15 protein-coding genes are annotated in these 16,867 nt (G+C 43.3%); 13 read left to right on the plus strand and 2 right to left on the minus strand.

What is annotated here, in order from left to right:
* Nucleotides 1-35 precede the first annotated feature (35 nt).
* The 12 genes from polA (at nucleotide 36) to M1F56_RS00170 (ending at nucleotide 13,275) form a co-directional block, all read left to right on the plus strand.
* A complete protein-coding gene (gene polA / locus M1F56_RS00115; protein ID WP_247916459.1) occupies nucleotides 36-2,669 on the plus strand; it encodes a DNA polymerase I in 2,634 nt (877 codons plus the stop codon).
* Nucleotides 2,670-2,945: 276 nt separating this feature from the next.
* A complete protein-coding gene (locus M1F56_RS00120) occupies nucleotides 2,946-3,236 on the plus strand; it encodes a thiamine-binding protein (protein WP_084859709.1) in 291 nt (96 codons plus the stop codon).
* Entirely contained in the window at nucleotides 3,199-3,957 is a 759-nt protein-coding gene (locus tag M1F56_RS00125; protein ID WP_247916460.1) for an ABC transporter permease, read from the plus strand. The genes M1F56_RS00120 and M1F56_RS00125 overlap by 38 nt, the downstream gene beginning before the upstream one ends.
* 36 nt (nucleotides 3,958-3,993) lie before the next feature.
* A complete protein-coding gene (locus M1F56_RS00130) occupies nucleotides 3,994-5,001 on the plus strand; it encodes an ABC transporter substrate-binding protein (RefSeq protein ID WP_247916461.1) in 1,008 nt (335 codons plus the stop codon).
* Entirely contained in the window at nucleotides 5,001-5,729 is a 729-nt protein-coding gene (locus M1F56_RS00135) for an ABC transporter ATP-binding protein (protein ID WP_247916462.1), read from the plus strand. The genes M1F56_RS00130 and M1F56_RS00135 overlap by 1 nt, the downstream gene beginning before the upstream one ends.
* A gap of 118 nt (nucleotides 5,730-5,847) precedes the next feature.
* Nucleotides 5,848-6,306, plus strand: a complete 459-nt coding sequence (locus tag M1F56_RS00140; protein WP_001211258.1) for a CtsR family transcriptional regulator — start codon at nucleotides 5,848-5,850, stop codon at nucleotides 6,304-6,306.
* Nucleotide 6,307: 1 nt separating this feature from the next.
* Nucleotides 6,308-8,740 carry an ATP-dependent Clp protease ATP-binding subunit gene (locus tag M1F56_RS00145; RefSeq protein WP_247916463.1) on the plus strand — a complete coding sequence of 811 codons (2,433 nt, stop codon included), beginning with the start codon at nucleotides 6,308-6,310 and terminating at the stop codon, nucleotides 8,738-8,740.
* A 145-nt stretch (nucleotides 8,741-8,885) separates the two neighbouring features.
* Complete coding sequence (locus M1F56_RS00150; protein WP_247916464.1) at nucleotides 8,886-9,944, plus strand: AAA family ATPase; 1,059 nt, start codon at nucleotides 8,886-8,888, stop codon at nucleotides 9,942-9,944.
* Between the two features lie 9 nt (nucleotides 9,945-9,953).
* Complete coding sequence (gene pnuC / locus M1F56_RS00155; RefSeq protein WP_247916465.1) at nucleotides 9,954-10,733, plus strand: nicotinamide riboside transporter PnuC; 780 nt, start codon at nucleotides 9,954-9,956, stop codon at nucleotides 10,731-10,733.
* A 1-nt stretch (nucleotide 10,734) separates the two neighbouring features.
* Nucleotides 10,735-11,508: an NUDIX domain-containing protein gene (locus M1F56_RS00160; RefSeq protein WP_247916466.1), complete on the plus strand. Its 774-nt coding sequence runs from the start codon at nucleotides 10,735-10,737 to the stop codon at nucleotides 11,506-11,508.
* A 270-nt stretch (nucleotides 11,509-11,778) separates the two neighbouring features.
* A complete protein-coding gene (locus tag M1F56_RS00165; RefSeq protein WP_247916467.1) occupies nucleotides 11,779-12,462 on the plus strand; it encodes a hypothetical protein in 684 nt (227 codons plus the stop codon).
* A 126-nt stretch (nucleotides 12,463-12,588) separates the two neighbouring features.
* Nucleotides 12,589-13,275 (plus strand): YoaK family protein, encoded by a 687-nt coding sequence (locus M1F56_RS00170; RefSeq protein ID WP_033584724.1) that lies wholly within the window; start codon nucleotides 12,589-12,591, stop codon nucleotides 13,273-13,275.
* A gap of 56 nt (nucleotides 13,276-13,331) precedes the next feature.
* On the opposite strand, the gene dusB is transcribed toward M1F56_RS00170, so the two are convergent.
* Together dusB and hslO are read right to left on the minus strand one after the other, a co-directional pair.
* Nucleotides 13,332-14,312 (minus strand): tRNA dihydrouridine synthase DusB, encoded by a 981-nt coding sequence (gene dusB / locus M1F56_RS00175; protein ID WP_185768065.1) that lies wholly within the window; start codon nucleotides 14,310-14,312, stop codon nucleotides 13,332-13,334.
* On the minus strand, nucleotides 14,299-15,171 hold the full coding sequence (gene hslO / locus M1F56_RS00180; protein ID WP_125449813.1) for an Hsp33 family molecular chaperone HslO: 873 nt from the start codon (nucleotides 15,169-15,171) through the stop codon (nucleotides 14,299-14,301). Before hslO ends, dusB begins: the two co-directional genes overlap by 14 nt.
* A gap of 164 nt (nucleotides 15,172-15,335) precedes the next feature.
* On the opposite strand from hslO, the gene M1F56_RS00185 reads away from it, so the two are divergent.
* Nucleotides 15,336-16,763 (plus strand): helix-turn-helix domain-containing protein, encoded by a 1,428-nt coding sequence (locus tag M1F56_RS00185; RefSeq protein WP_247916468.1) that lies wholly within the window; start codon nucleotides 15,336-15,338, stop codon nucleotides 16,761-16,763.
* Nucleotides 16,764-16,867 lie beyond the last annotated feature (104 nt).

A 16,867-nucleotide genomic window follows, 5' to 3' on the forward strand; every position in this document is an offset into this window, starting at 1 on the left:
TGGTATTTTTCTCTGCTTTCCTTTATAATGGGTGTATGGACAAGAAAAAATTATTATTAATTGATGGATCTTCTGTTGCTTTTCGAGCTTTTTTTGCGCTCTATCAGCAGTTGGATCGTTTTAAAAATGCTAATGGCCTTCATACCAATGCAATCTATGGCTTTCAACTCATGTTGAATCACGTCTTGGAGCGTGTTGAGCCCAGTCATGTTTTGGTAGCTTTTGATGCAGGTAAGACGACTTTCCGTACAGAGATGTATGCAGACTACAAGGGTGGTCGTGCTAAAACTCCAGATGAGTTTCGTGAGCAATTTCCCTTCATTCGTGAGTTGCTAGATCATCTTGGGATTCGCCACTATGAGTTGACCCAGTATGAAGCAGATGATATCATCGGGACCCTAGGTCGCTTGGCTGAGAAGGATTCTTTTGAAGTGACTATTGTCAGCGGAGACAAGGACTTGATCCAGTTGACGGATGAGCATACAGTGGTTGAGATTTCCAAGAAAGGTGTGGCTGAGTTTGAGGCCTTTACACCAGATTACCTTATGGAAAAGATGGGCCTCACACCAGCTCAGTTCATTGATCTTAAGGCTCTTATGGGGGATAAGTCTGATAATATCCCTGGCGTCACTAAGATTGGTGAAAAGACGGGTATCAAGCTCTTGCTGGAGCATGGTTCGCTTGAGGGTATTTATGAAAATATTGATGGGATGAAGGCTTCTAAGATGAAGGAAAATCTCATCAATGACAAGGAACAAGCCTTTTTGTCTAAAACCTTGGCAACCATTGATACTCAGGCACCAATTGAGATTGGCCTTGATGATTTGGTCTATAATGGCCCAGATGTGGAAAATCTCGGGAAATTCTACGATGAGATGGGCTTCAAACAGCTCAAGCAAGCTCTAAATGTGTCATCAACGGATGCGCCTGAAAGTTTGGATTTCGCCATCGTTGACCACGTCAGTCAAGACATGCTGAGCGCAGACTCCATCTTCCACTTTGAACTTTTTGGTGAGAACTACCATACAGATGACTTGGTTGGTTTTGCCTGGTCCTGCGGGGATAAACTTTACGTCACAGATAAACTTGAGCTCTTGCAAGAGCCGATTTTTAAGGAATTTTTAGAAAAAACAGCTCTGAAAGTGTATGACTTTAAGAAAGCGAAGGTTCTTTTAAATCGCTTTGGTTTGAATTTACAGGCTCCTGCTTTTGACAGTCGTTTGGCAAAATACTTACTCTCAACAGTCGAGAACAATGAAATCTCAACTATTGCGAATCTCTACGGCCAGACTTATCTGGCTGATGATGAGACTTTCTACGGTAAGGGGGTCAAGAAAGCTATCCCTGAGAGAGAGAAATTCTTGGAGCATTTGGCTCGCAAGGTTGCTGTATTGGTTGAGACTGAACCGGTTCTACTTGAAAAACTCAGTGAACATGGGCAGTTAGACCTTCTCTATGACATGGAGCAACCTCTGGCTTTTGTCCTTGCCAAGATGGAAATCGCTGGGATCAAGGTCAAAAAAGAAACCCTACTTGAGATGCAAGCTGAAAATGAGATCGTCATTGAGCAACTCACTCAAGAAATCTACGAGTTAGCTGGTGAAGAGTTTAATATAAATTCACCTAAACAGTTGGGCGTACTTCTCTTTGAAAAACTGGGACTTCCTCTAGAATACACCAAGAAAACCAAGACAGGTTACTCGACAGCCGTGGATGTGCTGGAGCGTCTGGCTCCTATTGCACCGATTGTCAAAAAAATTCTAGACTACCGTCAGATTGCTAAGATTCAATCTACCTATGTAATTGGCTTGCAGGATTGGATTTTAGATGATGGCAAGATCCACACGCGCTATGTGCAGGATTTGACTCAGACTGGGCGTCTGTCTAGTGTAGATCCAAACTTGCAAAATATTCCTGTGCGTTTGGAGCAAGGCCGTCTCATTCGTAAGGCTTTTGTGCCTGAGTGGGAGGATAGTGTGCTGCTCAGCTCGGACTATTCACAGATTGAATTGCGCGTTTTGGCTCATATTTCTAAGGATGAGCATCTGATTAAGGCCTTTCAAGAGGGAGCAGATATCCATACTTCGACGGCCATGCGGGTCTTTGGAATTGAACGCCCTGAGAATGTGACTCCAAACGACCGTCGTAATGCCAAGGCGGTTAACTTTGGAGTGGTTTACGGGATTTCAGATTTTGGTTTGGCGAACAATCTTGGTATTAGTCGTAAGAAGGCCAAAGCCTACATTGATACCTACTTTGAGCGTTTTCCTGGGATTAAAAACTATATGGAAGAAGTGGTACGTGAAGCGCGTGATAAGGGATATGTAGAGACCCTCTTCAAGCGTCGTCGAGAGCTACCAGATATCAATTCGCGCAACTTTAACATTCGTGGTTTTGCAGAGCGAACTGCCATTAACTCCCCTATTCAGGGTTCGGCAGCAGATATCCTCAAGATTGCTATGATCCAGCTAGACAAAGCTCTAGTTGAGGGTGGTTATCAGACCAAGATGCTCTTGCAAGTGCATGATGAAATCGTCCTTGAAGTTCCGAAATCAGAACTAGCAGCTGTCAAAGCTCTAGTGAAACAAACCATGGAAGAAGCCATCCAACTCAGTGTTCCTCTTATCGCAGATGAAAATGAAGGGGCAACCTGGTACGAGGCTAAATAAGAAAGCTAGGATAGAGTTTGAAGCAGTTGCCTTCAAACTCTTTTTCATAGTTTTCTGTAAGCAGTTTCCTTGACTTTTCCTAGTATTTGCGTTACTATATGTCCATATAAGATATGGGAGTCTGTGTACAGTCTGAGAGGAAGTGTTAAACTTCGACCGCACCTGATCTGGGTAATGCCAGCGTAGGGAACGATACTTAGCCGAATTCTGCACCTTTTCCATATATGGAAGGGGTTTTCTTTTTATCAAAAGGAAACCTGAGAAAAGGAGGTTTTTATGAAAGCAAGCATTGCCTTGCAAGTCTTACCCTTATCACAGGGGATTGATCGAATTGCTATTATCGATCAGGTTATTGCTTATCTGCAAGCTCAGTCCGTGACCATGGTGGTGACACCATTTGAAACGGTCTTGGAAGGGGAGTTTGATGAGCTCATGCGCATTCTCAAAGACGCGCTAGAAGTGGCAGGGCAGGAGGCAGATAATGTCTTTGCCAATGTCAAAATAAATGTAGGAGAAATTTTAAGTATTGATGAGAAACTTGAAAAGTATACTGAGACGTCACATTAGTCTATTGGGTTTTCTAGGAGTCTTGTCAATCTGGCAGTTAGCGGGAATATTCAAACTTTTACCCAAGTTTATCCTGCCAACCCCTCTTGAAATTCTCCAGTCCTTTGTTCGTGACAGAGAATTTCTCTGGCACCATAGCTGGGCGACCTTGAGAGTGGCTTTACTAGGTCTAGTGCTGGGTGTCTTGATTGCCTGTCTCATGGCGGTGCTTATGGACAGTCTGACTTGGCTCAATGATCTTATCTACCCTATGATGGTGGTTGTTCAGACCATTCCGACCATTGCCATAGCGCCTATCTTGGTCTTGTGGCTAGGCTATGGAATTTTACCCAAGATTGTCTTGATTATCCTGACGACAACCTTCCCTATCATCGTCAGTATTTTGGATGGATTTAGGCATTGTGACAAGGATATGCTGACTTTGTTTAGTCTGATGCGAGCCAAGCCTTGGCAAATCCTGTGGCATTTTAAAATCCCGGTTAGCCTGCCCTACTTTTATGCGGGCTTGAGGGTCAGTGTCTCCTACGCCTTTATCACAACTGTGGTATCTGAGTGGTTGGGAGGTTTTGAAGGTCTTGGTGTTTATATGATTCAGTCTAAAAAACTGTTTCAGTATGATACCATGTTTGCCATTATTATTCTGGTGTCGATTATCAGTCTTTTGGGTATGAAGCTGGTCGATATTAGTGAAAAATACGTGATTAAATGGAAACGTACTTAAATAGAGCGTTTTAGAAAAAGAAAAGAGGAAATGAAAATGAAGAAAACATGGAAAGTGTTTTTAACGCTTGTGACAGCTCTTGTAGCTGTCGTGCTGGTGGCTTGTGGCCAAGGCACTGCTTCTAAGGACAACACAGAAGCAGAACTCAAAAAGATTGACTTTATCCTAGACTGGACGCCAAATACCAACCACACAGGGCTGTATGTTGCCAAGGAAAAAGGTTATTTCAAAGAAGCTGGAGTGGATGTTGATTTGAAATTGCCACCTGAAGAAAGCTCGTCTGACTTGGTAATCAATGGCAAGGCACCATTTGCTATCTATTTCCAAGACTACATGGCTAAGAAATTGGAAAAAGGTGCAGGCATTACTGCCGTTGCCGCTATCGTTGAGCACAATACATCAGGAATCATCTCACGTAAATCTGACAATGTCAGCAGTCCAAAGGACTTGGTTGGTAAGAAATACGGAACTTGGAATGACCCCACTGAACTGGCTATGTTGAAAACCTTGGTAGAATCACAAGGTGGAGACTTTGAAAAGGTTGAAAAAGTACCAAACAACGACTCAAACTCAATTACACCGATTGCCAATGGCGTCTTTGACACTGCTTGGATCTACTACGGTTGGGACGGTATTCTTGCCAAATCTCAAGGTGTAGACTCCAACTTCATGTACTTGAAAGACTATGTCAAGGAGTTTGACTACTACTCACCAGTTATCATCGCAAACAACGACTATCTGCAAGACAATAAAGAAGAAGCTCGCAAAGTCATCCAAGCCATCAAAAAAGGCTACCAATATGCCATGGAGCATCCAGAGGAAGCAGCAGATATCCTCATCAAGAATGCACCTGAACTCAAGGAAAAACGCGACTTTGTCATCGAATCTCAAAAATACTTGTCAAAAGAATATGCAAGCGACAAGGAAAAATGGGGACAATTTGATGCTGCTCGCTGGAATGCCTTCTACAAATGGGATAAAGAAAATGGTATCCTTAAAGAAGACTTGACTGACAAGGGCTTCACTAACGAATTTGTAAAATAATGACAGAAATTAGACTAGAACACGTAAGCTATGCCTATGGCGATGAAAAGATTTTAGAAGATATCAACCTGCAGGTGAAGTCAGGTGAAGTAGTTTCTATCCTGGGACCTAGTGGTGTTGGAAAGACCACCCTCTTTAACCTAATCGCTGGGATTTTAGAAGTCCAGTCTGGGCGAATTGTCCTTGACGGCGAGGAGAATCCCAAGGGGCGCGTGAGTTATATGTTGCAAAAGGATCTCCTCTTGGAGCACAAGACGGTGCTTGGCAATATCATTCTGCCCCTCTTGATTCAAAAGGTGAATAAGGCGGAAGCCGTTGCCCGAGCGGATGATATCCTTGCGACCTTCCAGTTGACAGCTGTACGGGACAAGTATCCTCACGAACTCAGTGGAGGGATGCGTCAGCGTGTAGCCTTGCTCCGGACCTATCTTTTTGGTCACAAGCTCTTTCTTCTTGACGAGGCTTTTAGCGCCTTGGATGAGATGACCAAGATGGAGCTCCATGCTTGGTATCTGGAAATTCACAAACAGTTAGAGTTGACGACACTCATCATCACACATAGTATCGAGGAGGCCCTCAATCTCAGCGACCGCATCTACATCTTGAAAAATCGACCTGGACAGATCGTTTCTGAAGTCAAACTAGACTGGTCCCAGAGCGAAGACAAGGAAGTCCAAAAAATTGCCTACAAACGACAAATATTAGCAGAATTAGGCTTCGATAAGTAGGAAAATAGGGAGTTGGTGAAGATTATCCTTTACCAGCGCCCTTTTTCTTTAAAAAAATCAAAAATTTCGGTATAATAGTCAAAGATAGTCAAGGTTCAAAGAAGGAGTTTGATTTATTATGAGATTTAAAAATACATCAGATCATATCGAAGCCTATATCAAGGCAATTTTAGACCAATCTGGTATCGTGGAATTGCAGCGGAGTCAGTTGGCGGATACCTTTCAGGTTGTGCCGAGTCAGATTAACTATGTAATCAAGACACGCTTCACGGAAAGCAGAGGTTACTTGGTTGAGAGCAAGCGTGGTGGCGGAGGCTACATTCGCATAGGGAGGATTGAGTTTTCCAATCATCATGAGATGCTCCGCGATTTGCTTTACTCGATTGGTGAGCGAGTTAGTCAGGAGATCTATGAGGATATTCTCCAGCTTTTGGTGGAGCAGGACTTGATGACCAAGCAGGAGATGACCTTGCTGACTTCAGTAGCAACGGATCGTGTCCTAGGGGAAGAATCCTCAGTTGTCCGTGCCAATATGCTCCGACAGCTATTACAAGAGGTAGATAGAAAAGAGAAGTAAGATGAACTATTCAAAAGCATTGAATGAATGTATCGAAAGTGCCTACATGGTTGCGAGCCATTTTGGAGCTCGTTACCTAGAGTCTTGGCATTTATTGATTGCCATGTCCAATCACAGTTACAGTGTGGCAGGTGCGACTCTAAATGATTATCCTTATGAAATGGACCGTTTAGAAGAGGTTGCGTTGGAACTGACTGAAACGGACTATAGCCAGGACGAAACCTTTACGGAATTGCCTTTTTCCCATCGTTTGGAGGTTCTCTTTGCAGAAGCAGAGTATGTGGCCTCAGTGGTCCATGCAAAGGTGCTAGGGACAGAGCATGTTCTCTATGCGATTTTGCATGACGGCAATGCCTTGGCAACTCGCATCTTGGAGAGAGCAGGCTTTTCTTATGAAGACCAGAAAGATCAGGTCAGAATTGCTTCTCTTCGTCGCAATCTAGAAGAGCGTGCTGGCTGGACTCGTGAAGACCTCAAGGCTTTGCGTCAACGTCATCGCACAGTTTCTGATAAGCAAAATTCGATGGCCAATATGATGGGTATGCCTCAGAATCCAAGTGGCGGTCTAGAGGACTACACGCATGACCTGACGGAGCAAGCGCGCTCTGGCAAGTTAGAACCAGTTATTGGTCGTGACAGGGAAATCGCACGTATGATTCAAATCTTGAGCCGTAAAACCAAGAACAATCCGGTCTTGGTTGGAGATGCTGGTGTCGGGAAAACAGCTCTGGCACTTGGACTTGCTCAGCGTATTGCCAGTGGGGATGTACCTGCGGAAATGGCAAAGATGCGCGTTTTGGAGCTTGATTTGATGAATGTTGTTGCGGGGACACGTTTCCGTGGAGATTTTGAGGAGCGCATGAACAATATCATCAAGGATATCGAGGAAGACGGCAAAGTGATCCTCTTTATCGATGAACTCCACACCATCATGGGTTCTGGAAGCGGTATTGACTCGACTCTGGATGCGGCCAATATCTTGAAACCAGCCTTGGCGCGTGGAACTTTGAGAACGGTTGGGGCCACCACTCAGGAAGAATACCAAAAACACATCGAAAAGGATGCAGCTCTTTCTCGTCGTTTTGCCAAAGTGACGATTGAAGAGCCAAGTCTAGCTGACAGCATGACCATTTTGCAAGGTTTGAAAGCTACCTATGAGAAACACCACCGTGTGCAAATCACAGATGAAGCTGTCGAAACAGCTGTTAAGATGGCGCATCGTTACTTGACTAGTCGTCACTTACCAGATTCTGCTATCGACCTCTTGGATGAAGCGGCAGCAACCGTTCAAAACAAATCCAAGCATGTGAAAGCAGACGAATCAGACTTGAGTCCAGCTGACAAGGCTTTGATGGATGGCAAGTGGAAACAAGCTGCCCAGTTAATCGCAAAAGAGCAGGAGGTCCCTGTCTACAAAGACTTGGTGACAGAATCTGATATTTTGACCACCTTGAGTCGCTTGTCAGGGATTCCAGTCCAAAAACTGACCCAGACTGATGCTAAGAAATACCTTAACCTCGAAGCAGAACTACACAAACGTGTCATCGGCCAAGATCAAGCTGTTTCAAGTATTAGCCGTGCTATTCGTCGTAACCAGTCAGGTATTCGCAGTCACAAACGTCCGATTGGTTCCTTTATGTTCCTGGGACCAACGGGTGTCGGAAAGACTGAATTGGCCAAGGCTCTGGCAGAAGTTCTTTTTGATGACGAATCAGCTCTTATCCGCTTTGATATGAGTGAGTATATGGAGAAATTTGCAGCTAGCCGTCTCAACGGTGCCCCTCCGGGTTATGTGGGCTACGAAGAAGGTGGGGAATTGACAGAGAAGGTTCGTAATAAGCCTTACTCCGTACTCCTCTTTGATGAGGTCGAGAAGGCACACCCAGACATCTTTAATGTTCTCTTGCAGGTCTTGGATGATGGAGTTCTAACAGACAGCAAGGGGCGCAAGGTTGACTTTTCAAATACCATTATCATCATGACGTCAAACCTTGGTGCGACAGCCCTTCGTGATGACAAGACTGTCGGTTTTGGGGCCAAGGACATTCGTTTTGACCAAGAAAATATGGAAAAACGAATCTTCGAAGAGTTGAAAAAAGCTTATCGACCAGAGTTTATCAACCGTATTGATGAAAAGGTGGTCTTCCATAGCTTGGATAGTGAACACATGCAGGAAATTGTTAAGATTATGGTGAAACCATTGATTGCTAGCCTAGCAGAGAAGGGCATTGACTTGAAACTGCAAGCTTCGGCACTGAAGTTACTAGCAAGCCAAGGATATGATCCAGAAATGGGAGCTCGCCCACTTCGCAGAACACTGCAAACAGAGGTGGAAGACAAGCTAGCCGAGCTCCTCCTCAAGGGAGAACTGGTAGCAGGTAAGACTCTCAAGATTGGTGTCAAAGCTGGTCAATTAAAATTTGATATTGCTTAAAATGGGAGAGTCAGGAGTAATCCTGATTCTTTTTTGCCACCTTTTTATAAAAAATAATAAAAATCTATTGACAAAATAAAAATATAGTATATAATAAAAACACAGAAAACAAAAATATCAAAAATTATAAAAAGGTAAAACGTTTATGAAAAAGAAAACAGCAGTGGTATTTGGGACCTTTGCCCCTCTCCATCAAGGGCATATCGATCTGATCCAGCGAGCGAAGCGTCAGTGTGACCAGGTCTGGGTAGTCGTTTCAGGCTACGGGGGAGATCGAGGGGAGCAGGTAGGCTTAAGTCTTCAAAAACGATTTCGCTATATCAGAGAGGCTTTTCGTGATGACGAATTGACCTCTGTCTGCAAGCTGGATGAGACCAACCTTCCCCGTTACCCTATTGGCTGGCAGGAGTGGTTGAACCAGATGTTAGCGGAGATTTCCTATGATGAAACCCAGCAAGAACTGACTTTTTTTGTGGGAGAAGAAGAATACCAGCAAGAGCTATCTAGACGTGGATTTGGAACCGTCTTGCAAGAAAGAAAGTTTGGTATCTCAGCGACTATGATTCGAGAAAATCCAAGCAAATATTGGAAATACATTGCTCAACCCTTCCGTCGTCAGTTTACTAAGAAAGTGTTGATTATGGGAAGTGCCAGCAATGGGAAGACTACTCTAGCCAAGGATTTGGCAAGGTATTACGATGCGCCCGTTAGTCTGGAATACGCGCGTGAGTACCAAATTAAAAATAACGTTCGCGACGATGAATTGACTCCAAAGGATTATTATTATCTCCTGTTGGGGCAGTATGACCAGACCTCAAAGCTAATCGATAGCAATGCCAATCGAGGCCTAGTGATAGCCGATACCAACTCCTTGGTAACCAAGGGTTACTATGATTATTACATGGAGGCTGAGGCTCAAGAGGACTTATCAGGAGAAACCTTTGACAATCTTTTTGTCTCTATCTTGGCTAAGGAAAAATGGGACTTGATTCTCTTTGTGCAGCCTATCGGCTCTTATGTCAATGACGGATTTAGAGATATGACCATGGCGGAAGACCATATTCGCTACAGTTTTTCCCAGCATCTGGATCAGATGAGGGAGAGATATTTAACCACTATTCCTTTAGTTTATCTAGCGGAGGATTACCTAGGAAATTATGAAGCAGCAAAAGTGGCTATCGATGCCATTTACAAAGCAGATTAGGAGAAGATTATGAAAAAACTAACTAAAAAAATCACACAATTTATCGAAAACTTTAAAAATGTCCATGCAGAAGCTCGCAAGATTGGTTTTGCAGGAACCATGCGCCTGCTCTGGAAAGATCTCTTTGTCGGCCGTAGTCTTTTCCAGTGGTTGTATCTCATCGCCTTGTCAAGTGTTCCCTTGATCTTGGAATTCACGCAAAATATAGAAAGTCATGACTGGCTGAGCTTGTTTGCATCTTGGACTGGGATTGTCTGTGTTATCTTGGTAGCAGAAGGTCGTGCAAGCAATTATCTCTTTGGAGCCATTAACTCGGCTATCTATTTGATTTTGGCAATGAATGCGACTTTTTATGGCGAAGTCTTGACGACTGTTTACTTCTTTGTCATGCAGCCGATTGGTCTCTATGCTTGGTTGTCCAATCGTATCAATGACCAAGGAAAACCAGAAGAATCCCACTTTGAAGCTAAGAAATTATCTGTGATTGACTGGCTCAAGTACTTGACCTTGACTGCCATTATCTGGATTGGTATGGGCTTGGCTTACCAAAGTATCCATAGTGCTCGCCCTTTCCGTGATAGTGTTACCGATGCGACCAATGGTGTTGGTCAGCTCTTGATGACACGTCTCTACCGTGAGCAATGGATTTTCTGGATTGCAACTAATCTCTTTAGTATCTACCTCTGGTGGGGTGAAAATATCCACATTCAAGGGATGTACTGGGTTTACACACTCAATAGTCTAGTGGGATGGTACCAATGGACCAAGGCAGTTCGAAAGGAGGCTTAAAATGGTAGATAAGAAGATTCCATCAGGGATGACGGAAAAAGAATATTATGAAATTCATGCCAGTCAGGAGGAGTTTTTAGACTGGTACTACAAGCAGGAACTCCCTCAATATGAAAAACCAAGTGTGACAGTAGATATGGTGGCTTACTGCTTTGTCGAAGGAAAGATCAAGCTCTTGCTAATTCGTCGCAAGGCCCACCCTTATCAAAACTGTTTGGCTTTGGTTGGAGGCTTTATGGATAAGGGAGAGGATGCTGCGCATGCCTGTCAGCGCGAGGTGAGAGAAGAAGTCAATCTCGATCTTCCTTTAGAAAAAATCGAGCAATTGATGACAGTTTCGACCCCTGGTCGTGATCCACGGGGCTGGACAGTGACCATTGCCCACTTGGTTTATCTGCCTAGTCGTGCCTTAGATCTCGTTCAGGCTGGAGACGATGCTAGGGATGTGGTTTTTGTAGATGTGGATTTTCGGACGGGCAAGTGCTTCTTAGAGGGAGTAGAGTTGGAGGAGCAAGCCTTCGCCTTTGACCATTATGCCATTATCCAAGAGTCCATCAAACGAATCCAAGGCCGTCTCGATTGGAATCCGACCTTCCTTTATCTGCTGGAGGAAGAGTTCACTGTTTACGAAGGAACTGAACTGGTCAATCTCATCAACCCAGGTCGCCCAATCGTCAGCAATAACTTTCTCGTAAAATACGGCGAATATGTAGAAGAAGTCGGACTCAAACGAGTGCCTAAAAAGAAACCAAGAAAAACCTATCGATTGAGATAAAGAGGTCGGGACCAAAATCCCGACCTCTTTATTTATTATCATTTTTTATGAATGGCTATCTTTCTTAGAATTACACAAGAGCGATGCAAAAAATAGGACTCTAATCTAAGAAATTTTCTATTTTTTCGTTTCGATTACGAATTGAAATAGTGGAGGGAACAATTTTTAAAATAGTTTCTCTAAATAGTTGACAGATTCAAGGCCCAATGTTACAATTATATTACAAAAAGATTTCTTAATATTTCAAAAATGTTACAAAGGAGTAGAAAAATGAAAAAGAAAACCTATATCAAATTGATGGCAGCGACTGTATTGGCTTCTACCTTGCTACTGGGAGCCTGTGGAAATAAAAACGAAACCACTCAAACCAGTAGCTCTGCAAAGACAAGTCAATCATCAAGCTCTAAAGCGGCTTCTTCTAGCAAAGAAAGCAAGACTCAAAAATCTTCAAGCTCAGCTTCATCTGAAAAGACTCAGGCATCTTCTGGTCAGTCTTCTGCAACGATAGACCAGTCACAAGCGAAACCGGCACCTGAATCAAGACAAGAACAAGCAACTCTTAGTCAACAAGCCCCATCTCAGGCACCTTCAATTCAGCAAGATTCTCAAGTCCAGTCTAACCAGTCAGGCTATGATCCAACAACTGACCGCAAACTTCAAGACAAGCAAGCAGAACACAACAAACGCTACAAGGGAGTTTTAACCATGGTGGATGGTGACTTCTCAGCTGCAGCAGGCAACTGGAAGGGAGCAAATGGCGAAACCATTACAGTTTCATCAGGGGGCCAATTCACAGTAGAAACTGCAGATGGAAAGAAAGAAAATTATTCTATCAGAGGCTACTCTTACACTCTTGATGACGGCAAGTATAATGCCAAAGTCGGAGGAGGAAAAATCATCCAAATTACAACAGGTGCGGATGGTAAAGTTTCAAGCGTTGCCTTGATTCAATAATAAAATTTGGTGTTTTAACTCTTACTAGAAATCGTTCTGTAAAAGAGTGAGTCAACTGTTTTTCACTTAGTTTCTCCAAGAGAAAGTGGTATAATAAAAAAATCAAAGGAAAACGAGTGATAATACATGGCGGATAAACTAATCTTACCTCAAAACACACGACTGATGGGAGTATTTCTTGGATTTGTAGGTGGTTCTTTGGATGTGTTTTGCCATATTCAATACCATAGTTTGGTAGCGACACAGACAGGGAATATTCTCCTACTGATATCTGATTGGCACGACTCAAATGTTACCAATACGATGCTACGATTCTGCTCCATTATTTTCTTTTCTCTAGGATTTCTGTTTGCATTGCACATGAAAGAATACCGCAAAACGGCCTACTGGCGGGTTAAGATGCTGCTCCCTTTATTTATTGGAACTCTTATTCTACCTTTCTTTTCACGATTTCCTCTATTAGAAGTTCCTTTCATCGCTTTTGGAACAGGAATGATGATGCTAACATTTACGGGCAGTTTGATTGAAGATCATCCCTATGTCATTTTTATGACATCTGGAAATTACCGAAAGATGCTGACCGCTTTGTATCGCATTGCTAGAAGAGAAGGAAATATCCAAGAATACCGTCGTCAGGCCTTAAATTATGGGATTGTTGTAGGAAGTTTCATAGTGGGCGCAATCAGCTTGGCTGTATTGATGCATTTTCTTCATGAATGGTCTATATGGATTGTCAGCCTCAATTTGTTTTTGATTATGTCCTACTATATAGCTAGAGTGAAGCAATTAGATTTACAAGATGAAAACATATAAAAAACGGCAAGACTCATTTTTGATCCTTGCCGTTTTTGTGAGTTGTAGATGTGAGACTATGCTTTGTCTAATTGCAAGAGTGCTTCAATCTCTGCTAGGGTGCTGGCTTGTGAAATGGCTCCACGAAGTTTGGCAGCGCCAGATGTTCCCCGGAGGTAGTGAGGAGCGAGGCCGCGGAATTCACGAACGGCTATATTTTCTCCTTTGAGGTTAATCAGGCGTTTCAAATGTTCGTAGGCGATTTTCATCTTGTCCTCGAAAGTCAAATCAGGGAGAATTTCTCCTGTTTCAAAGTAGTGGTTGATTTGATTGAAGAGGTAGGGATTACCCATGGCTGCTCGGCCAATCATAACTGCGTCAGCACCAACTTCTTCGATGCGTTGTTTAGCATCTTGAACTGTACGGATGTCACCGTTGGCGATAAATGGGATCTTAGTCAGTGCTTGGGCTACATCGTGCAAGGTTTCGAGGTCTGCGTGGCCTGTGTACATTTGTTCGCGGGTACGGCCATGCATAGCGAGGGCAGAGACACCTGCAGCCTCTGCTGCGAGGGCATTCTCCACGGCCAGGGATGGATCAGACCAGCCAGTGCGCATTTTGACAGTGAGGGGGATATCAAGGACAGATTGGACCTTGTTGATAATAGAGTAGATCTTGTCTGGATCCTTGAGCCACATAGCGCCAGCTTCGTTCTTCACGATCTTGTTAACAGGGCAGCCCATGTTGATATCGACGATATCAGTCTTGGTGTTTTCTTGAATGAATTCTGCTGCGCGTGCGAGGCTGTCTTCATCGCTACCAAAAAGTTGGATAGAGACAGGGTTTTCGCCTTCATCGATATGAAGCATATGCAAGGTTTTTTCATTGTTGTATTGGATACCCTTGTCAGATACCATTTCCATTACAACGAGTCCAGCTCCGAGCTCTTTTGCGATGGTACGAAAGGCTGAGTTGGTCACGCCAGCCATGGGTGCTAAAACGGTACGATTGGGAATCTCAACATTGCCAATCATAAAAGGTGTATTAAGATTTGTCACGAATGAGTTCCTCCAGGTCGTTTTCATCAAAGTTATAAGTTGTTTGGCAGAATTGACAAGTGATTTCTGCCCCGTGGTCTTCCTCTTTCATTTCCTCAAGGTCTGAGCTTGGAAGGCTGGCAAGAGCGTTCATAAAACGGTCTTTGCTGCAGTCGCATTGGAAACGAATTTCTTCTTCAGATAGGCGTTTGTAGGATTCGTCACCGTAGATAGCCTTGAGGAGAGATTCGATATGGTCTTCGCTTTCCAGAAGTGTTGAGATAGCTGGCATTTCTTGGATGCGTTTCTCAAAGCGAGCAATCTCTTCTTCCTTGGCTCCTGGCAATACTTGGAGAAGAAAACCACCGGCAACATTGACCTTGTCATCTTTATCCAAAAGAACATTGAGGCCGACTGCTGAAGGGGTTTGTTGACTTTCAGTCAGGTAGTAGGCTAAGTCTTCACCGATTTCCCCAGAGATGAGGGGAGTCATGGAGTTGTAGGGATTTCCAGTACCGTAGTCTGTGATAACGAGAAATTGGCCATTGCCGACAAAAGGTCCGACAAGGACTTCACCAGTTGCAGTCTTTTTGATGTCAACACCTGGATTTTGAACGTAGCCTTTGACGTTTCCCTTGGTATCTGCAACCGTGATGATGGCACCAAGAGAGCTGGTTCCAAGAACTTTAACTGTTAGCTTGGTATTTCCTTTTTCATTGGCTGCGAGAATCTGGCTAGCGATAAGGGTACGGCCAAGTGCAACAGTTGAACTGGCTTGAGTTTGATGTTTTTCTTGAGCAGTGCGGACGGTTTCAGTGCTATCAAGGACAAAAGCACGAAAGGCTCCGCTTTCTGATATAGTTTTAATAATTTTATCCATACCTTCTATTTTAGCATAAAAATGCCCAAAGGGGGAGCCGTGTGTTTGTTGTTTCTGAGGAATAATGACGAGAAAATCGGCCTTAAAATAAAATGAGAAACAGATTATTTCAGCATTTGAAAGATTTATGCTATGCTTGTAGGAGAAAATGAAAGGGGTAACAAATGTATTTAGGTGATTTGATGGAAAAAGCCGAATCTGGCCAATTTTTAGTCCTTTCCTTTCTATTACAAGATTCGCAGACAACAGTCAAGAAAGCCATGGAAGAAACAGGTTTTTCAAAGGCGACCCTAACCAAGTACATTTCTCTGATTAACGAAAATGCCTTGGAAAGAGGGCTAGAGCTGACCATCCACTTGGAAGATGAAAATCTACGTTTGTCGATTGGTGCTGCCACAAAGGGGAGAGAGATTCGGAGCTTGTTTCTAGACAATGCCATTAAATACCAAATTTTGGTTTACCTTCTCTATCACCAACAGTTTCTAGCTCATCAGTTGGCTCAAGAATTGATGATTAGTGAGGCCACGCTTGGTCGCCACTTAGCTAGTCTAAATCAGATTTTGTCAGAGTTTGACTTATCGATCCAAAATGGCCGTTGGCGAGGTCCGGAGCATCAGATTCGCTATTTCTATTTCTGTCTTTTCCGCAAGGTCTGGTCCAGTCAGGAGTGGGGAGGTCACATGCAGAAAGCTGAGAGAAAACAAGAGATTGCTACCCTAGAAGAAATCTGCGGTGCTAGCTTGTCTTCAGGTCAGAAATTGGACTTGGTTCTCTGGGCTCACATCAGTCAACAGCGCCTCCGGGTCAATGCCTGTCAGTTTCAAGTCATAGAAGAAAAAATGCGAGGGTATTTTGACAATATTTTCTACCTTCGTTTGCTGAGAAAGGCTCCGTCCTTTTTTGCTGGGCAACACCTTCCTCTAGGGGCTGAGGATGGTGAGATGATGGTATTCTTTTCATTTCTCCTTTCCCATCGTATCTTGCCCCTTCATACTATGGAGTATATTCTTGGTTTTGGAGGGCAATTAGCCGATTTGCTGACGCAATTGATTCAAGAGATGAAGAAAGAGGAGTTGCTGGGGGACTACACAGAGGACCATGTCACCTATGAACTCAGTCAGCTTTGTGGTCAAGTTTATCTCTACAAGGGCTATATTTTACAAGATCAGTACAGATACCAGACAGAGAATCGCCATCCCTATTTGCTGATGGAACATGATTTTAGAGGGACTGCAGAAAGAATTTTTCATATTTTGCCTGCCTTTCATCAGCGGACCGACCTGGATAAGAAAATTCTCTGGGAATGGCTCCAGTTGATAGAGTATATGGCAGAAAATGGTGGCCAACATATGAGGATTGGTCTGGATTTGACATCTGGTTTCCTTGTCTTTTCTAGGATGGCTGCCATTTTGAAACGGTATTTGGAATACAATCGTTTCATTACCATAGAAGCCTATGATCCTAGTCGACATTATGATTTGTTAATTACCAACAACCCGATTTATAAGAAGGAACAAACACCAGTTTATTATTTAAAAAATGATTTGGATATGGAGGATTTAGCTACGATTCGTCAGATGCTATTTGCCTAAAAGACCTGAATTTTCAGGTCTTTTTTGTGAAATTCGCACAATCTCCTCACATTTTTTTAAAATTTTAAAAAAATTGATAAACAAGAAAGCGCTTTATTTTGTAT

The organism is Streptococcus oralis, from assembly GCF_023109005.1.
GTDB classification, from domain to species: Bacteria; Bacillota; Bacilli; order Lactobacillales; family Streptococcaceae; genus Streptococcus; species Streptococcus oralis_BU.